The organism is Paenibacillus sp. O199 (genome assembly GCF_001636635.1).
GTDB classification, from domain to species: Bacteria; Bacillota; Bacilli; order Paenibacillales; family Paenibacillaceae; genus Paenibacillus; species Paenibacillus marchantiae.
The window spans coordinates 91,886-109,931 of sequence record NZ_LGRP01000004.1 but is presented as its reverse complement, the minus strand read 5'-3'; the positions used below and the strand labels follow the sequence as shown (position 1 = coordinate 109,931).

The 18,046-nt window shown below is 41.3% G+C and carries 32 protein-coding genes; all 32 read right to left on the bottom strand.

Annotated features, from left to right (window positions below):
• Positions 1-22: 22 nt before the first annotated feature.
• Positions 23-178 (bottom strand): hypothetical protein, encoded by a 156-nt coding sequence (locus A6049_RS33590; RefSeq protein ID WP_162842428.1) that lies wholly within the window; start codon positions 176-178, stop codon positions 23-25.
• A 224-nt stretch (positions 179-402) separates the two neighbouring features.
• Entirely contained in the window at positions 403-735 is a 333-nt protein-coding gene (locus A6049_RS07790; RefSeq protein WP_063564109.1) for an HIT domain-containing protein, read from the bottom strand.
• 20 nt (positions 736-755) lie between these two features.
• Positions 756-1,205, bottom strand: a complete 450-nt coding sequence (locus A6049_RS07785; RefSeq protein ID WP_063564108.1) for an NUDIX hydrolase — start codon at positions 1,203-1,205, stop codon at positions 756-758.
• Positions 1,206-1,251: 46 nt separating this feature from the next.
• A complete protein-coding gene (locus tag A6049_RS07780) occupies positions 1,252-1,848 on the bottom strand; it encodes an HD domain-containing protein (protein WP_063564107.1) in 597 nt (198 codons plus the stop codon).
• A 35-nt stretch (positions 1,849-1,883) separates the two neighbouring features.
• Positions 1,884-2,735, bottom strand: coding sequence for a GNAT family N-acetyltransferase (locus A6049_RS07775; protein WP_063564106.1), 852 nt, complete (start codon positions 2,733-2,735; stop codon positions 1,884-1,886).
• Positions 2,735-3,532: an inositol monophosphatase family protein gene (locus A6049_RS07770; RefSeq protein ID WP_063564320.1), complete on the bottom strand. Its 798-nt coding sequence runs from the start codon at positions 3,530-3,532 to the stop codon at positions 2,735-2,737. The genes A6049_RS07775 and A6049_RS07770 overlap by 1 nt, the downstream gene beginning before the upstream one ends.
• A gap of 64 nt (positions 3,533-3,596) precedes the next feature.
• Positions 3,597-4,052, bottom strand: coding sequence for a GNAT family N-acetyltransferase (locus A6049_RS07765; RefSeq protein WP_063564105.1), 456 nt, complete (start codon positions 4,050-4,052; stop codon positions 3,597-3,599).
• 15 nt (positions 4,053-4,067) lie between these two features.
• Entirely contained in the window at positions 4,068-4,505 is a 438-nt protein-coding gene (locus A6049_RS07760) for a cytidine deaminase (protein ID WP_063564104.1), read from the bottom strand.
• Between the two features lie 86 nt (positions 4,506-4,591).
• Positions 4,592-5,383 (bottom strand): aminoglycoside adenylyltransferase domain-containing protein, encoded by a 792-nt coding sequence (locus A6049_RS07755; protein WP_063564103.1) that lies wholly within the window; start codon positions 5,381-5,383, stop codon positions 4,592-4,594.
• Between the two features lie 26 nt (positions 5,384-5,409).
• Entirely contained in the window at positions 5,410-6,303 is an 894-nt protein-coding gene (locus A6049_RS07750) for a PhzF family phenazine biosynthesis protein (protein ID WP_063564102.1), read from the bottom strand.
• A gap of 18 nt (positions 6,304-6,321) precedes the next feature.
• Positions 6,322-6,960 carry a Type 1 glutamine amidotransferase-like domain-containing protein gene (locus A6049_RS07745; protein WP_063564101.1) on the bottom strand — a complete coding sequence of 213 codons (639 nt, stop codon included), beginning with the start codon at positions 6,958-6,960 and terminating at the stop codon, positions 6,322-6,324.
• Positions 6,961-6,993: 33 nt separating this feature from the next.
• Entirely contained in the window at positions 6,994-7,371 is a 378-nt protein-coding gene (locus A6049_RS07740) for a MerR family transcriptional regulator (protein WP_063564100.1), read from the bottom strand.
• A complete protein-coding gene (locus A6049_RS07735) occupies positions 7,368-7,880 on the bottom strand; it encodes a nucleoside deaminase (protein WP_063564099.1) in 513 nt (170 codons plus the stop codon). Before A6049_RS07735 ends, A6049_RS07740 begins: the two co-directional genes overlap by 4 nt.
• Positions 7,881-7,984: 104 nt before the next feature.
• The gene (locus A6049_RS07730; RefSeq protein ID WP_063564098.1) at positions 7,985-8,551 is read right to left on the bottom strand and encodes a histidine phosphatase family protein; all 567 of its coding nucleotides are present in this window, start codon (positions 8,549-8,551) and stop codon (positions 7,985-7,987) included.
• 103 nt (positions 8,552-8,654) lie between these two features.
• The gene (locus A6049_RS07725; protein WP_063564097.1) at positions 8,655-8,840 is read right to left on the bottom strand and encodes a hypothetical protein; all 186 of its coding nucleotides are present in this window, start codon (positions 8,838-8,840) and stop codon (positions 8,655-8,657) included.
• Positions 8,841-8,855: 15 nt separating this feature from the next.
• The gene (locus tag A6049_RS33970; RefSeq protein ID WP_240321347.1) at positions 8,856-9,050 is read right to left on the bottom strand and encodes a hypothetical protein; all 195 of its coding nucleotides are present in this window, start codon (positions 9,048-9,050) and stop codon (positions 8,856-8,858) included.
• Between the two features lie 93 nt (positions 9,051-9,143).
• Positions 9,144-9,755, bottom strand: coding sequence for an adenylyl-sulfate kinase (locus A6049_RS07720; RefSeq protein WP_240321346.1), 612 nt, complete (start codon positions 9,753-9,755; stop codon positions 9,144-9,146).
• A gap of 38 nt (positions 9,756-9,793) precedes the next feature.
• A complete protein-coding gene (locus tag A6049_RS07715; protein ID WP_063564096.1) occupies positions 9,794-10,306 on the bottom strand; it encodes a hypothetical protein in 513 nt (170 codons plus the stop codon).
• Positions 10,303-10,986, bottom strand: a complete 684-nt coding sequence (locus tag A6049_RS07710; RefSeq protein WP_063564095.1) for an HAD family hydrolase — start codon at positions 10,984-10,986, stop codon at positions 10,303-10,305. The genes A6049_RS07715 and A6049_RS07710 overlap by 4 nt, the downstream gene beginning before the upstream one ends.
• 244 nt (positions 10,987-11,230) lie before the next feature.
• A complete protein-coding gene (locus tag A6049_RS07705; RefSeq protein ID WP_063564094.1) occupies positions 11,231-11,566 on the bottom strand; it encodes a hypothetical protein in 336 nt (111 codons plus the stop codon).
• The gene (locus tag A6049_RS07700) at positions 11,556-11,966 is read right to left on the bottom strand and encodes a hypothetical protein (RefSeq protein ID WP_063564093.1); all 411 of its coding nucleotides are present in this window, start codon (positions 11,964-11,966) and stop codon (positions 11,556-11,558) included. Before A6049_RS07700 ends, A6049_RS07705 begins: the two co-directional genes overlap by 11 nt.
• Positions 11,967-12,013: 47 nt before the next feature.
• Complete coding sequence (locus tag A6049_RS07695) at positions 12,014-12,370, bottom strand: immunity protein Imm33 domain-containing protein (RefSeq protein ID WP_240321345.1); 357 nt, start codon at positions 12,368-12,370, stop codon at positions 12,014-12,016.
• 32 nt (positions 12,371-12,402) lie between these two features.
• Entirely contained in the window at positions 12,403-12,804 is a 402-nt protein-coding gene (locus A6049_RS07690) for a hypothetical protein (protein ID WP_063564091.1), read from the bottom strand.
• 227 nt (positions 12,805-13,031) lie between these two features.
• Entirely contained in the window at positions 13,032-13,415 is a 384-nt protein-coding gene (locus A6049_RS07685) for a hypothetical protein (RefSeq protein ID WP_063564090.1), read from the bottom strand.
• A gap of 32 nt (positions 13,416-13,447) precedes the next feature.
• Positions 13,448-13,960, bottom strand: coding sequence for a hypothetical protein (locus A6049_RS07680; protein WP_063564089.1), 513 nt, complete (start codon positions 13,958-13,960; stop codon positions 13,448-13,450).
• A 56-nt stretch (positions 13,961-14,016) separates the two neighbouring features.
• Positions 14,017-14,520, bottom strand: a complete 504-nt coding sequence (locus tag A6049_RS07675; protein WP_063564088.1) for a DUF4188 domain-containing protein — start codon at positions 14,518-14,520, stop codon at positions 14,017-14,019.
• A 40-nt stretch (positions 14,521-14,560) separates the two neighbouring features.
• Positions 14,561-15,043 carry a GNAT family N-acetyltransferase gene (locus A6049_RS07670; protein WP_063564087.1) on the bottom strand — a complete coding sequence of 161 codons (483 nt, stop codon included), beginning with the start codon at positions 15,041-15,043 and terminating at the stop codon, positions 14,561-14,563.
• Complete coding sequence (locus A6049_RS07665; RefSeq protein WP_063564086.1) at positions 15,044-15,658, bottom strand: zinc dependent phospholipase C family protein; 615 nt, start codon at positions 15,656-15,658, stop codon at positions 15,044-15,046.
• 38 nt (positions 15,659-15,696) lie between these two features.
• The gene (locus tag A6049_RS07660; protein ID WP_063564085.1) at positions 15,697-16,221 is read right to left on the bottom strand and encodes a hypothetical protein; all 525 of its coding nucleotides are present in this window, start codon (positions 16,219-16,221) and stop codon (positions 15,697-15,699) included.
• Positions 16,222-16,303: 82 nt separating this feature from the next.
• Entirely contained in the window at positions 16,304-16,609 is a 306-nt protein-coding gene (locus A6049_RS07655) for a hypothetical protein (protein WP_063564084.1), read from the bottom strand.
• 88 nt (positions 16,610-16,697) lie between these two features.
• Complete coding sequence (locus A6049_RS07650) at positions 16,698-17,180, bottom strand: hypothetical protein (protein ID WP_063564083.1); 483 nt, start codon at positions 17,178-17,180, stop codon at positions 16,698-16,700.
• 210 nt (positions 17,181-17,390) lie between these two features.
• Positions 17,391-17,906 (bottom strand): GNAT family N-acetyltransferase, encoded by a 516-nt coding sequence (locus A6049_RS07645; protein ID WP_063564082.1) that lies wholly within the window; start codon positions 17,904-17,906, stop codon positions 17,391-17,393.
• Between the last annotated feature and the right edge of the window lie 140 nt (positions 17,907-18,046).

The following is an 18,046-nucleotide window of genomic DNA, read 5'->3' as shown; positions in this document are numbered from 1 at the left end:
TGTTGAGTGAGATTTCTACAGCTTAGAACCGTTCTCCTCGTTTCTCATATAGATAAATGTCCAACGCCTGAATCCCGAGTTTAGCAAGTTTGATAAATAAAATGAGGGCATATACACCCAAACCGAATAACACCAAGTTAAATAAAACTGCGAATGTTGAAATGAATGAAAAGCTCATCACAATTCCTCCTTTTTTATCAACGTACTGAATTCATAATTCATATGATCATCATGATTGATAAATAGTTCAATTTATTAATTCACCAAACTATTTTAGCATATTTTACCTCCATTTACTTTCTCCAATCAAATTCCTCATTCTTGATAGAGTGAATTCTAATCATTAAATTCAAAAAGTCTTCCCCCGAACATCCGGCAGGAAGACTCTACTTAAGACTTATTTTATTGGATACGTTCACCGCTTACCACATGCCAGTGTTGATGCTTCGAATCCTGGTAAGTGCCCAGGTTGGTTACGATTTTGGAAGAACCCGTCTGGACAACCATGTCCGCAGCAACCTTTTTGATAACCCGCATGATCTCCAGTAATAGTTCATCATTATTAGCTTCTTCCTGTGAAATGAACGATTGGATATGGATCTTTGGAATAACAACAATATGATGCTTGTAGTATGGTCGGGTATGATGATAAGCCAGCACCTTGTCTGTTTCCATGACGATATTTACTTTGATATTACCACTAAGCACTTCATCACAATAAAAATCCTGTGTCATATACGATCTCCTTTCACTACTTAGTTAATATATCCCGCTTTTTTCAGCACATATTCCGTGAACGGATTAATCTCTAGGATGGGCATACTCAGATCAAAATAACGCAGTTCCAGTCCTTCATCATCCATGACCGTTGGTTCGCCCTGAATTTCTGTAGCTTCATAGACTGCCATGACATTATACACTTCATCTCCATGCGGATACTTGTAATACATGTCCTGACCAGAGAAAACGGTAATGAGTTTATATGCACCCGCTCTCAGTCCGGCTTCCTCATATAATTCACGGGCAGCAGCTTCCTCCAAAGATTCTCCCGGTTCCAATGATCCGCCAAGGGTTCCCCAATCCAGGCTATCTGTACGTCTTTGCAACAGCAGATGGCCCTGCTCATTGAAGACCAACACACATGAACCAGCCATGATTAGAGGGCGTGAACCCACCAGCTTTCTCAACTCCATGATATATCCCATAAAGATTTTCCCCCGTCTGTAATCAGATAAGTTCAACAACGTGTCTCTAAGACTTGGATTTAGTCAAGATTCCCTTGTCTACGGAATTTTGGATAATCTGCTGTGCGTACGTCCACAATGTTTTGGAACCGTCCTCAATCTCACGATTTCTATTTAACACCTGTTCACTTGTAATATTGTATTTCTGCCACGTATCTCCCTCATTCTGATGATTGTGGATCAACGGCTGCAACCGATCCATCGACGAGGCAAACTGCGCTTCGTTGGTCTCCTTTGCCTCAAACTCCAGCCATAGGTTCAACAGTTCTTGGGCCTGTTCCTCAGGTAAAATCCCAAATAGTCGATGCGCAGCCTTGATCTCTCGGTCATATTTATCCGCATGTCCTACCGTATCGTAGGCAAATGTATCTCCGGCATCGATCTCAACGAGGTCATGAACGAGAAGCATCTTAATGACTTTGAGAATATCCACCTCCTTGTTGGAGTGACTCTGCAAAATCAGGGCCATCATTGCCAGTTGCCAGGAATGCTCCGCATCATTTTCAAGTCTGTCGCCATGGATGATTCTCGTTTTTCGTTCAATCGTTTTCAGCTTATCAATCTCAATAAGAAATTGAATCTGACTCTGTAATGATTCGTTCATTTAAGTCTCCTTTCAGCATTTTTTTCCAAACCCTATCAAGAGAGATTGTACCAGTAAACTCTGTAATCAAAGTTCAGAGACATACCCACACCCTCTGCCAAACGTATTGAACCTGCATTATCTGGGGAACAGTCCCAATACGGATGAATACCTTTAATCCTGCATTCTTCTACAAATGCTCGCGCTACCCGTGCACCGTAATTCCTTCTCTTGTAGGCTTCGATAGTTTCAATATCAATTGCATGCCACTGATCTGATATAAACGCCGAAAAGCAAACACTCGCGATATCCTCGCCTTGTACTGCAATGTATCCAAAGCCATGTTCCAAGAACTCATCCATGTTATCCCAAAAGCGTGAGACTTTGTCCTTCAGAAAAGATAGATTGTTGAACTTCCCAGCTTTCAGTAATGCCTCGTCTAATTCAAGAAGCCTGACCACCTCATTCTGAGAAGCATACCCTTCATGACTACCCGGATGACGTAGATGTTCAGTCATTCCTTGGTCTGAATCCAATGTGAATACATGCTGAATATCGCTATAGAGCTCTTTATTCGCGGCCATATGATGAAGCACATCTTCCCAGCTTTCATCCGCCACACCTACCTCGACTGTGTGGATATTTAATCTTAATAACTCAGGTTCTATGTGTTCTTTCATGAACTCTTCCAATTCGTTCAGGAAGGATTCACTTCGAGCGTCTCCGATCAACTGAAAACCGTTTTGTCCCTTCACCCAAATTAACGCTGCTGTGATATTCGATGCATCATCAACGTAGATTCGGCCAGGATTCAACCCAGTTACCACGGCCTTCACCTCAATATTGCTGTTCAAGTCCGCGAAGTGCCTTACCTTATAGAATTCATGCTTATTAAGCTCGCTAATCATCAGTTCATTCCCTCCCGAACGACACTCAGGAAATACTCACGATGATCCGGATGACAGGCAATCAGATATGGCTCTGAATTCATGCCTTCAAAGGGAACCCCTTCAAAATCCATAACAATGGCACCTGCTTCTTTCGCCATTAATATACCTGAATACAGATCGTCTCCTTCCGAATTGTAGAGCACAATACCGTCAATATCCCCCTTAGCTAACATGCACCACTGTAAGGTTGGAGCCCATAATCGCATCATTCGTTTGAAACGAACATCGAGATGTTGACGTAGCCGTACAGCCTTCTCCTCATTTTGCACCTGATGCCCCTGAATCCAGCCAATGGTCCCTTTATGAATATGCTCTTTCTTTTGGACTTTCATGGGGTTTAGATTACAACTTGCCCCATTCCCACGTGATGCCACAAACAAACGATCCACCAGAGGTTCGTAAATAACCCCGAAAACGGGTTCTGAACGATACATTAAAGTAATGGAAACGGAAAATATCGGTAGGCCAATGGCAAAGTTGTTTGTTCCGTCTAATGGATCAATCATCCACAGCCAGTCACTCTTCTGTCCGTTATGCCCCCGCTCTTCACTATGGATCTCATGATCGGGAAAACTTATACTAATTTCATCACATATTATCCGCTCTGCTTCATGATCTACTTCAGTAACTACGTCGCCAAAGTTGCCCTTCTCCTCTGCGCAGGTAATCTTATCAAAATGATCTTTGGCAACTTTTCCGGCTCTTCGAATGACTCTCTCCGCAATCTCTTGGGCTAAATGAATGGTTTGTTCGATGACCATCACTCCGTTCGGTTACTGGATCCGTATTTCCCTTTTTCTTTGTTATTAAAACTTTCCTTTATATGCATATTTCATAGATCCGAGTCTCTTCATCATCGAGCAAATATCCTTTACCTAGATACGCCCAGTTATTTTTTTCATAATAGTCCGTCAAATCCGTACATAAATACAGCTTGTCGTAGCCCTTCGTCTTTACCTCGTTAATCGCATGATTCTGTAGTTGCCCACCCAGGTTCTTGCCTCGGTATTCTGGATCAACATGAAGGCACGCAAACCAAGGGAACAGATCCTGCCGGCTATTCAAATCACTTCGTAACAGAGCATATCCTCCAACAATCCTGTCGCCATCCAACAGTACATAAAATCGGGGCACATCACTCTCGGTTTCCACGGAACGCTCTATGCAATCCCGGTAAAAATGATAGCTCGATTCCGAGCCCCACTGCTTCCAAAAATATTGTACAGCTGCCTGCAGCATGTCCGGCTTTTGCCGAATATCAACTATCTCAAACATCACAATCTACCTCCCTTATTGTGTTCTTGTATATTTTTGTGGTAATAGCTGCCCAATCGTTGTTTTAGAATAACCCTCTTCTCCCTGCAAAATGACCTGTGTGTCCTTCCCATAATCACTAATCAGTTCTCTGCAAATACCACAAGGAGATACCACATCTAACTGGATTTCCGTGCCGTTCGGTGCATCATTGGGATCAACTTCGGGATGTCTTACGGCCACGATCGTTTCGAATTCATGTTCCCCTTCCGAAATGGCTTTACCAATGGCAATGGCTTCCGCACATACCGAGGCACGACCGATATAGGCTTCCAGATGTACCGCCGTAAATATTTTTCCAGATCGAGTTCGTACTGCTGCCCCAACGTGATGCTTGCCCTCCTGATACAAACGCGAAATTACGTTCTTTGCTGCTTCAATCAGTTCCAGATCCTCTGTCGTTATGGTCATCATGATGTCTCCTTTTATTAATAGATCCTTTATTGTGCGGTATCGCACCTACCTTTTAAGCTTTGCTTTGCTCTGCTCAAACCTGTCCTTCATCGCTTTCCACGTCCATGCTCCAAACCAGACTCCGCCAAACCTTTTATTTCATCCAACATGTACTTCGCATAATCCAGAAGTAAATCATCACTTAGATTCACGCTCTCCAGCTCTCCGTTATATTTTGCTAGACATTGTGAGATGACTTCTTTGTACTTCGGTAAAATATGAATGAGTGCCCACTCGCCTGCTTCTCGCTTGGAGTATATAACCGACTCTTTCACATACAATAGAACCCGTGATAGGTTCAAAACATAGTAGACAGGATTCTCCGTTATTTCTTCCATAGCTGAACCAACATCAGATGTAATAGAGGCCAACATATATTCACGTTTTACGGGCTGGAATAACTCCTTAATCGGTTTGCCGACAAGCACAATTCCACGGTCAACAATAACGGCCAGGTGTGCTACCAGATCTGGATCTTCGTATCCACCGCAAAGATATTGATCATCATTTCTATACTTTTCCCGGTGATACCCCGAGTAATGAAACTCAAATGGAGTCGGAAACGTCAGTTTAGCAACCGTAGACTCCAAAACAATACTAAGTTCAAATCCTGTGACAATGTGCATTTCATCTTCGGTGTGCATCAATCTCTTCGCAATCCTTCGATAGGTATCAGCAGACAGCTGCTCCCGGCATACCACCAGAATATCGATATCGCTTTGATTAGGAAGAAAGCACCCCATAGCCATGGACCCGTGCAAATAAATTCCTACCAAAGAGTCCGAACATTCTTCTTGTAACAAATGAGAAACTGTATGTAATACCGCCTGTTCATCCACCTAAACCCTCTCCTTCATTTACGTTGTTACGTATTCAACTCCACTTTCATTTCTTCCACAAAAACAGCCGTGCCTCGTATTCTGACATCCATGTCCTGTCCATTTCTGACCACACTGACATGAACTTTCCCATCTCTGCCAATCTCATGCCCTTGCTCCACAACAAAATGAGTCTGATCCATTCCAGAATTCATATACTCCAAATAATAGGCACCCATCACACCGGAAGCTGTTCCCGTAACCGGATCCTCCGTAGTTCCCGAAAAGGGCGAGGAAAAATGTCTGGCATGCATTAGCGCATCTGAATCGCGGGTTTCCAAAGCAAATGGATGCAGAGAAGCTTTCGGATTTTCATCTAATATCTCAGGAAATAGAGAAGAATCCGGTTTCATTTGTTGGAAAGAAGTCTGTTTGCGAATCGGTATCAACAAAGTCCAGGTGCCTGTACTTCCATAAACTATAGGTGTGGATAGATCAATATCATCCGTGGTTAGATTAATGGATTTTGCCAGCTTCTCTATGTCACCTTGGAATGGCATGAAACGGGGTTGATCCTGCTTCATCTCAATGTTGATCGTATCGCCATCCTGCTGGAACTGAATCGGCAATATGCCTACATTAGTCTCAATGGTAATCGACTGCTTATCCTCCAGTAGCCCTCTAGTCTTTAACCCATACATGGATGCCATTGTTGCATGCCCACACAGATTAATCTCATGACCCGGTGTGAAATATCGTAATCTAACGTCTGCTACCTCGGAACTTATCACGAAGACCGTTTCATTAAAGCCAACTTTATGCGCAATCTGTTGCATCACTTCCTCACTGAGCGAATCGGCATGAAAGACGACTCCAGCCGGATTTCCTTTACCAGGAACCGTCGAAAAAGCATCATAATGATATACAGTGATTTCATTCATTGTAAACCCACCTTATTTTCAGTTTATACAACGTACATCGCCATAGGACTCTACCACTTCACCATCGATAACGATCCCGCCACCATCTTTGCAAGCATAGATTGTTGTAGAGTTGTCTCGCGCGTAATCTCTTAATGAATCCAAAGCTTCTTCCGTTCCATCCCAGTGCGGTGAAAATTCAAAATCAACGAGCGCCAGAGCCTGCTTGTCCATTAATCCAACATGGTTCTCGTCTGCATGTTTACCATATCCGGCCATTTCAATCGTTGGTGTAGTTAGAATACTACCCGCGCTAACTCCAATCAGAATGCCGCCCTTGTTCACATAGGAACGCAACAATCCCATTGCATTTCTCTTCTGCAATAAACTTAGAAAATAAAATGTATTCCCTCCAGATAAATGAATCGCGTCGGTTTCAAAAATCGTATTAAATCTGTTTTCCTCGTATTCTAGGTCTAGATCATAATAATCAATTGATTTGATACCCAGTTCATTATAGTAACGTCTCGTATGCTCGAAATATTTCCGTTCCGGGTCGGAACACGAAGGTACATAACCAATGGAAGGCTGGTCAGAGTTGAACAAGCTCAATATCCTCTGATTTAGTTCGTGGTTAGATTCGAAATATAAGTCACTTAACAAGACCAACTTGGTCATTTGAATTTCTCCCTTTCTTAATCTCCAGATTACTTAATACATCTGTCCATTAATATATCTTCTATGACTTGAAGATGCGTCCTGAGCCCACAATTCCAACTCGATTCTACTAACCAAAAATTGATCTTGAACCTTGATGAAAGGAAACATTTTTCCTTCAAAGAAACCGGATGCCGAGAAACTTCCTTGTTCGGCCTTAATAATGTCCATCACCTGTTCTTTAGTCATACTCAGATACTCCGCCGTTTCTTGGATCGTCATTAATGTTTTATTATTGTTAGGCACATCCTGTTCAACTGCCTGAGTCGATTCACTAGCTCTCCCCTGATTTGATAGCAACAGGCAGCCAACTATGAACGATATTCCCAAAATGACACTGGCTAGTAAAATGGAGATCGGAATGGATTTCATTGTTTGGGAGTCTCCCACTCTGTATTAAGCATACCTCTACCAATATTCCATTGGGCAAACAATGCTCGCTGTCTATTTTCCAAATCAAGATATGGTGCTGCAATACAGGAAAGTGTGTCGAACTGATGGATAAAATGAGGGCCCTCCTTAAAACGTCTAAGCCCGCCATACCCTTCATCATCCGCAGCCCATACGATCTTTTTGATCCCCGACATTAATATAGTGCCTGAACACATGGGACAAGGTTCACAGGTGGAGTAGAGGGTCAGGTCATTCTTCGTGTATCGCTTCTTACTTACATCCAGCAAATGTTGCCCTGCCTGACGGATAGCATCGACTTCAGCGTGTGCGGTGGGATCACATTCAGAGAAGACTCGGTTTCTTCCTTTACTCACGACATCCCCATCCGCATCCACAATTATCGCTCCAATCGGATAGGTTCCTTCTATTAGCGCCTGATCTGCCTCTTCCAGAGCCAAAACTAAATATTCATAATCCGATAATCTCACGGAAAATCCCCCTTAGTGTAGTTATTGACCGCTTACAAAATAAAGTCTTGGTTCTTCAAACTATTCCGAGAAAAGGGTTCATGTCCAATGTCCCCTCTTCTCTATTACAGATCTCTAATCGTGTAATGACCCGACTCACCGAGAAAATCACTTCGGGTTAACCCCTGCTCTCCAAGAAAAGCTCTATAATTTGTTATCGTACCATCATGTGAAATGATAAAAGTTCTTCCGCTCTGCTCTCTGCACCATTGAATTAGCTGTCCAGCATAAGCCTCAAATAGATGTTCTTCCGTTCGATTAATCCCATCCAACCAGCAATCAAGTTCAAAATCAAGAATTCGCAGCCCCGTATACTGAGCATTTAATTCGTCTTTCGAATAGATTTGATCACAGCGCAGAACGGGGAACTCCGGATTTTGAGGAAACATTCTAGGGCCAACGAGAGGACAGACTGTCAGTTTATCGCTTGAGGTTAAGAGGAATGCCGTTTCTATCGTTCGTTTCGTAGGACTCACCAAAACGAGGTCTTCCGGTAAAATTTTAATCTGCTTTCGCAATTCAGTTGCCTGCCTCTTTCCTTGTTCAGTAAGTCCCGGATGCAACTGGTTTAGCTGATAAGGATAATGAAGCAAATGTTTAGCGTGACCATGACGAATAAATATGAGATCCATAAGCTCCTCCAATTTCTGAACGTAATGCTTAAGACTATCTATGTCACGCTGAGTACTCCAGATCCTTTTTTAAAGCACCGGATAGACCCGCCTTATCTTAGGTTTATTTTGCCGACCAGCCAGAGGACAACCCCTCCACAAATCCATTAACAAACGATGGAATAAAAAGTACAATCAACAAAGTTAAACTCACTATGCCCCATCTGATCAATGGTTTGCGTTTGCTCCTTACACCTACGATGAATAATATAGCGGTGATGACGATTAGTGTTGCCTCCAGAAATAACATAAAAATAAACCTCCGTTATGTATTGTATTGCCGTGCTAAGAAATCTTGTACTTGTACTTTAGTATCCCAAAGTGAAACTTTCAGGATCTTCTCCAGTTCCTCCTGACAAGCAGCGCGGTTATATTCCGAATTGTCCAGCCAGTGTTTGTCCATCTTCAGTAACTGATAAATTTCGGTCTCCAACTCTTTTCTTGCCTGAAGAACCTTCACCGTGCCTTCAACACCATGATATCCTTTCGCGAGTCCCCATCCTTGATTTGTGTAGTATTGTATGAATCCTTCTGACCATTCCTTGGGTCTTTCCTAGATTGCCTTGTCAAAGGTATGTGCAAGATCCTGCTGATGTACATAAATTAATAGCGGATTTAATGGTTGAACGATGCGCTCCAATTCCAAAACATATTGCACGTTTTCTTCTCTGGATTGATTGTATTTCACCATACCTATGGTCAGTGGATTTTGAATGAAACAACATTCGAATATGGTGATGGAATCATCATCCGCACTTATCACGCTTTCGGTAAAACTCCGCCATTTTTCGGTGATCAGCTTCACATTTTGTTCAAAAGGTAGTTCGTAAATATCTTTGCTAAATATCTCCTGCACCACATGATCGGGGAAATCCACTCCGAATTCCTCTTTCATTTTGCGATACGGAATCAGGAAACCATCCTGATAGGCTGTTGCTCTGCTCTCCAATATATGTTTACACGTCTCCTGAGCATCCACCAAAGATCTGAACTCTTCCGCAGAATAAAAGGCCACACCATCATAATCAGCAGGGTGATCCAGATTCCCTTCCTGGATGAGTTGCACCTTTTTGCCTTGCTCAGTCAGAATCTCGGAAACCATCTTGGCAATCGTCGACTTTCCTGAACCCGGTAATCCCTCAATAAGTATCAATTGTTTTGTCATGATTTCATCACCCTTAACTTCTTTTCATTCAGTCGTTGTTAATCGATGTCTGCAAAGATCCACTTCGCAGCATCGCCATCCGCTTTCTTTTTCCAAAACACCATGCTAGGGCCGAACTCTTCCCCGTTCTCTCTTAATTCAGTAACCATCACAAGTGCCTCATAGAGCTTCTTTTGCTCTCGAATCTTGATCTTGCTCATAGAGATCACCTTGCGAACTTTTGAAACTGGCATGCCTGAGACTGGCGATTGTGGATCAAAAAGGCTCATATAGCCCTCCTCATCCTCTTCCCATATATAACGCATGCGCACGTTCATCAGTTTGACGATTTCCAGTTCATCACCTGTATACTTCGTTTCATCTAGGTAAACAGGAGGGATGCCTTTGTCTTTTTTGGGTGCTTCTGCTTCATCGTCCTTCTGCTCGATTGCTTCATCAGTAACGCTTTCCGTCACTGAAATCGTTGGTTTCTGCACAGCTTCATGGGTTGTTTTATCCTGACAGGCGATTAAGAACAGAAATAATAACGACAACACGGTTAACTTTTTCATATCCAAGCCTCCAACATATGCACATGCACAACTTCGCCAAGATCTTTGCACTCATAATCCGGTGTAATCTGTTGCGGTTTGAGTTTTCCTTTTCGATTCAACCAGATAGCCTTAATTCCTGCATTTTGCGCTCCTTGTACATCACTTACCAGAGAATCGCCTATATGGATCACCTCATCTCGCTGCAAACCATACCTGTTGATCGCTTCATCAAACATCTCTGACCTTGGTTTATAAGATCGAACATCCTCACTGGTAATCACTCCGGCCACTTCAATGTTATGTGCCTTCATTGCAGCTTTCACGTCATCCGTATCGATATTGGACAGGATATATACTGGAATTTTAAGAGAATGAAAGAAGGGAATTGAATCAGCAAATATGCCAGGGTTACGCCAATGTGCCAACTGTTCCTGATTAAGCGACTCAGCTTGCAGATCCGATTTGAAATGGAGAAGCGTTTCTGCCAGAGATTGCACATTCAGCATTCTTTGCGTGGTAAACTGGCTGCCGTGGCTTGCATAAAACAATGTTGAAAAAGCCTTCCACCAGTAAGCACCGATCTCATCCGTTGTACATTCCACCTGCGCTGTCGCTTGAACTTGTTTATAAATCACAGGAAGAATGTCATCATCTTCATGAACAACTGTCCCATAGAAATCAAGGAAAATGGCTTTCATTCTATTCCTCCCACTGGAATAATCTCAATTCCCAAAAAACTTCCTATGTATGTTAAATTTTCTCTGTAGGTACATCATAACCCATAATGTGGAATTTGCGAATGAACCAAATAACGTAATCCGCCCCCTCCTTACGAATTCTGCTCAACACAAAAACCACGCTGCTCTGCATGCTTGCACCATACAAAAGCGTGGTATATCGATAAATTCTTTACAACTTCCAACATCATAGAACTTAAACCAACTATCTTTCAAAGAACATGTTCATTACACCAATGGCTTTAATGTTGATCTCATTACCCTCAGCATCCATAAAAGTCTCATTATACGTAGTAAAGATTCCCACATGCTGTATATGTCCGCTTCTGAAATTAAGACTTCTTTCCTGGCCATTCGTGATCTGTGTATACGTCGTTTCATTGATGTCGTAGGAGACATGTATACCATGCTCGCTTTCCAGCCATGTATAGAAATCTGTTCTGGATGGATTGGTAATAATCATAATGACAACTAAAATGACAAGACTCATAACTAGTATTTTACGGATCATGTTGGGTTTATAACCAAATCTATTCTTCAACTTTCTCATTCCCCATCTTTGTTATCAATTCAACCTTTTTAGCCAATACCCATCCACTTAATCCATATAATGATGTAATGACAAAGTACAGATATTCCCCCTCGAGCAACTTGGTTTCCAGTTCTTCATCAGTTTCATACATGATAGGCCAGCCCTGACCTTTCCCTTTCTTCAACAAATCGCGATTGTAACTAATAAAATAATCCAAACCAATGTCGTCAATATCGAAGATAATGCTGCCTTGCAACGGTGTATCAAATGAATGTGCCATTACATCCGAGAAAAGGATATCCGTATCATCATGCAATTCAGGATAATGCGAACGGGTACGCATCCTAATCTTCTCATTCTCCAAATCGACTTCGTAACTTAATATGATGTTATCATGCACACTTGGCATTGTATGACTCCTTTCAAAGTTCCATTTTAACTCATTGGTTGCTCTGCTTATGATCTGTTAAGCAACTGTTCGTCAAACCATACATCCTCATAATCTTCTGCAATCACAAACCGCCATCCCGGCGCAAGTCCGAGGTACTTCTTAATTTTTGGGTCCCAGTCATCGATGTGTGTTACATGTAAAGGTACAAAAAAATCATCTGTATCCGAGTATTTTTCTGCCCCAATATACCAACCGGTTGTATCTCCCTCGGGCTGAATACGCATTCCGTGGATCGGTTCCAACTTCTCTTTGACGTTCCAGGCGATTCCAATCTTATGGTGCAGTTCGCTGGTTACATAGTCTGCGCTATATTTCTGGCACATCTGAATCTGTTCCTGGATGGAAGCAGCATTTGTCATCATTGATCATCTCATTTCTCACATGTTGTATATGACTAAGGTAGTTCATAATATTTTTTATAGGTAGAGACCCACTCCTCTTTGGAAAAATCAACAAAATCATATGGCTCACACTGTCTAAGATAATTCAACTGCTCTCCCGCTGAGTCCTCGAGATTCTGCTCCAGATAAGTCACTGTCTTCTCATAACCGGCACCACACAGAAGCTGCACATCAATATAACTGCCCGTATCCTGATTCTTGCGTTTTGCCTGCCAGATCAGCCCAGTGTCCTCTACACTTCCTATGCAGAATAACATAATACATAAGGTTTTGAGATACTCATGATCCACTGCTTCTTGATTCTCAATCTCTTGCTGCAACAACTCTCTGATTTGCTCCCTATGTCTGGTATCTGGATCTAAACCGTACAACTCCAAGATCTCTTCTTCGTTCATTTTAGTACCCCTTGCCTACTTCAGAATATTGTTTAATTCTTCCGCTTTTTTCCTGCTATCCATTCTAGCATAGAAATAGAATTGAATTGTGTGAAGTACTTGTTATGTTAGAAGAATTTCGAATTAACACAGACTAGTTTCGCCTTCAAAAAGTATGAAAAAAGAACTACTCCATGAAGAGTAGCTCTCCTATTGACCTTTACCCATACCTGCTGCTAAAGATCAAATCATCGATCCGTTATCAGCCATGTCTTTGCCTCTTCAGGATCAGCATAAAATGATACAGATTGCCCCAACTCCAGGCTCTTCAATCTTCTTTTCAATTTCCAACGATCCATCCCTGATAGTCCTACAAATGAGAGCTTATCCACATGATCTTTGAGATTATTTATGTTGCAGATTAACTGATCCAAGACTCCTTTGGTAATCTTCGTCTCATACATATCCACCCAAACCTTGAGCTTTTTATTGATCCCTAAGATGAAAGCCTCTTCTTGTCTCATCACATCGAAAAGCTTATCTTGGTCCTTATGCTTGCTGCCATATTTCAGACAATGGATTTCTCCACCTTTATAATAATAAGGAAAAATAGATCCACCTGGAGATTTCATGAAATGATCACTCCTTATATTTTGAGATTACTTTAGGCGTTGATCTCCGTAATCTCCAGATACATCTCCTGATTTTGCCGAATTATTTCATTCATGTGTAAAATAGCTTCCTGAGCCGCGGCTCGATATTTAACGTATAGTTCTTCCGTTCTTTGCAGCAGGATCGGGTCTTTTTCCAAATCCGTGGGCAGAACCTCACGCCACGTGTCTCCATCTTTATTTTCATCTGTAATCAAACGCTCAATGTCGTCCAGGAGAGTTACCATTTCATTTTGGTTAAAATAGCGCATCCCGTTTTTAATTCCATTCCAGCTCTTCATGTCGATAATGTTGTACGCCGAAAACCAATAAAACTCCGCCAAGCTCTTGGTATGGTTATGATAGGAATAGAACAAAAATATCGCTTGTTGTCCTTCATGTAATTGCCGATATACCTCTACCTTTGCTGCAACATCTTTACCACGAACGGAGATCAACATCGGTTGGACACATAGCCAGCTAAGCTGCTCAGAACCCAAATCTTCTAGTTTGACATTAACTTTCAATAACATGCTCCTCTCTACTTGCGATGATTGTACATTCGAACTTCACTAATCATATGTTAAGGATTCTTTGGTGTTTCTACTGCCGGATCACTCTCTCCACCCATTCTACGTCTGGACGTTTCTTTCCTGCCTGTCGCCGGAACATGGTTAGACACTTTAGCCAATCCGAATTTGGGCATATTTGCATATATGGTCTCATATGAACCGGATTGAGCTTTGTACGTTTCATGATAAATCCCCACGCTTCCATCCGATCCAACGGAACTGTTAAATCGTTTCCAAGCCTCCAAGTGCAGGCCACCGCGTGCGTATTTCTCCAATTCATCATAAGATCTCCAATATTGCAGCAGAGTCACTCCACGCCAGCTCATAAAAAATTCCGTCCCCAGAAACCCGGTATCTGGGTTCATATACAGTTCTTTGATCATCGGGCCCATGGATTTAAAAACAGGTAACCACTTATGTATGGCCCACAAGCGATTAACTCTCATTCCAATAATAAAAACAACAAACTCGCCTTCGATCTCAGCTGAATATCTTCCCTTGTGTATGTTTGCCACATTACTCCTCCTTTTCATCCTGTTTGCCGTACTTCATCCCCTACACCATTCTATATTGCAAAATTAGTTGAAGACCATTGATGCCCATTTTCCGCTCGCCCATATCCAGAAAACCTGCTTTTAGATACAGCTTTTGTGCTGCAATATTCCCCTCGTTCACAGCTAAAATAATTTCATCGACCTTCGGATCAAGCTGCTTAACCAGTGTAGGAAGTTCCCTCATCGCAGCCAGTGCATACCCGTTCCCCTGATGTTCCAACGTAATGGATAAAGCACGTACCAGTATTGTACGGGAAGTATCTCTTTCCTCTACGTATTCAGAATTTTTATGTAATATGAAGAAACCAACTGTAGTCTCATCATTTAAAATCACTACCGGATATTTGTTCGGATTATGGAAGGCTTCCTCAATTACATTCACAGGCATTGCAGTAAATTGAACCTGTTCATCACTTAATGAAAAATTAGCCAAGTCTTGATCGTACTTTTCATTATATGGGGTGAGTCTAATCCGTTTTTTCATTTAGAATACCTCCCACTTTGCAAACAATTGTCTAAGTCTTTGGGCCGTTGTTTGTATAAACTCTTCTATAGCTTCCATAGATAAAATGTTCAAATCATCTAAGGGCTCATTTTCAAAGTTATTCAAAAAGTCTACTTTTTCTTTTCTATACTGATACACCTCTTGCTCCAGCAATCCACCTAAGTCAAACGCTTGACCTGCTTCCAGCTTATTCAATAAATCCTGGCCATCAGACCCTCTTCTCAAAATCATAAATTCCAGCTTCGTAACATCCTGCGTATAAATACTTCGTCCACTCGGATGAACTTCATATGCAGGATAAATCTCGAAAGTCCATACACGATCCGTATATACATGGGCGATGTACCCGAACAAATATTGCATGAACTTAGGCTCACTCTGCGCACGTTTCTTGTTTGAATTGAAAAATGCCCTGAGCTCTTCGTCTGTTGCGAAACGTCCTGCCTCTGGCATGAGATGAGTTTTTGCCTTTTCGGCTCTTTCATTCGTTCTAACATGAATGGAGTCAGGGGCAAGACTTCCCACTATAAATTCAGGGGTTGGATCAGATAATAATTCCGATGCGATTGCAAAATGAACCATAGGCCAAGGCATAATAATCCTCCTAAATATAATAAACTCAGGGATTTACATTATAAAGAATTGCAGATGATACATCCAAAACATGATAAATACACCGAATGCTGATTACACATTGGATAGCCCTCTGGGATCGTTGGCACCTCGTCACCTTCATAAGGTGTTATCCATTCGAGGTAATTTTGAGAATTTACATGTTTTTGCTCAAAACTTTCAATCATTTGATAGAAATGCTGAAATGTGATGTTGCTCCATTTCACACTGGGCTCATAATTCAAAACAGCCCATCCCGTTTTATGTATCGCCCCTTCGACTGTCTTTAACAAGAATTGTTTCATAGGATAAAAATCTTCTTCTGTCCATGGCATTTCATCCATATTAAACCCAACGTTCCCACGGCCTACACAATTTTGGTCGTGTTGCGCAAGCCAAATGATAAATTCTTTTTCTCGATCAATTGTTGCAGTCTGCGACCCACTTAGAACTAAAAGTTCGAAAAAAATTTGAGTGGAGGTGTTTGTCATTCTTAATGATTCTACAGAATCCGCAATCGAATCAGGCACTGAAAACTGGTTCATAGGACTCTCCTTTACTCTTCCATATGCCAAAGATGATGGGTTACTACTGCAACTTAAATGTATGACTTAAGGGATTCATATTTTAATCATCTGAATTTTGAATCAACTGATTAAATATTTCTTTATACTGTGTCGACTCAGGAAATTTCTCATTAATAAACTTTATTCTACTCCAGAAGTCATCTTCATAAATTGAATTTGTACCCTCAGCAATTGATAATGCAAGATTGTGAAAAGCGTTTGTCATATAAAATATGAGCAAACCATTTCTTTTGGTATCCTCGACATCTTCAATTGAGGAATATGCTAACTTGGATGCAATCACACGTATATCTAAAAACGCTTGGTATATTAATGTTTGGTATGCTGAAATTTTGTTCTGTTCCATTTCTCCCCTCTTTACTCGTCTCTTTTCAAATGGTTCACTTCTCCTTATAGTCAGAAGCTATGTTCCATATGAAAACCACTTTAATGGATCAAATACCAAAATGCAAAATGCATTTCCCATTTACCTCAGCATCTTTTGCCATATTCGCAAGCTTATTTAATTCGTTTATCAATTCAACTCTGTTATACATGAGTTTCTCATAATAGCCCCTCTGTTCATTTCCATCAAAACAATAATCTCCTGTAAGATTGATCTGATCAGGAGCAAGGTTGAATACATCAATCCATGCGCGAATTAGTTGATGAAACTTCGACAAAGCATCTTTTTCTTCAATAACCGTTATCCCATAGTTGTTCAGTCCACTACATCTTTTACAGGTAGATGGGTTCCATGTATTCAGCCAGTTAAGAGAATCATGAATGTATGCAATGAACTCATCTTCCAAGTCAGCATGTTCCTCTGCCATTAGTCCACTTTTATGTATAACTCCATGAGCATCCCATGAGTAGGAGGTGTAGATAGATTCATTGATTTCCGACTTATTTTCAATAACAAAATTATGAATAGGCATGCTTCCGAACCCCCGTTTTCTCTCGTGGTCCCCTTTTCATTCATCATAACCCATGTATTGGTAAATACGAAGTTATTATATAAGCTCAGAATGATCTACTTTCAACTCCTTTTGGGCTAGACAAAACATAAAAAAGATCCTGTCAGACTCCCAAAGTAGGGAGGAGACAGAACCTTCTTGAACATGGAAAGAGTTAGATTGAAATAGTGACTACTCCGTTCTTGCACGTACAAAGGTTTGAGACAGAATCCGATGGCTGCCAGCGATGTTTTCAATTTCAATGCTATACTCAGACTCTACATATTCAATGTGATGTTGTTCATAATATTTTCTCCAGAATGAAACAGCCGATTGGTTATTAGCCAATTGCTCCACTTTGAATCTGCCCTGAAATTGTGCAAACACCAGATCAACCGCTTGAGCCGCCAATCCTTGTCCACGATACTTTTTGACCAGAAACAGTTCTTGAACTGTAAAGTCGATATCCTCATCTACATAAGGAGGAGAGCAAACCAGCAAAAATCCGATTACCATTCCATCATAATGGATAAAAAACGGATGTAATTCCGCCCGTTCCAGATAGAGATAGGTATTCGTTGGATCGAATTTCCCCTCTTCTAGCAAATCCTCCCCCGAGAATTCGGAAAGATCATACAGATAAAGGTTGTATAAGTTTAAAAATAATTCTTTCTGACTTTTATCGATTCTGGTGATCTGTACATTCATGTCATTACACCTCACTTATTAATAAACCGCAATTCCCCATCTTTAGTTGCATAACACGCCCCTGCTTACCACTTAAATGTATCGCTTCAACTCCAGTAAATATAGGTAAAGTTTAATTTAAACGATGAAGAATCCTTCCC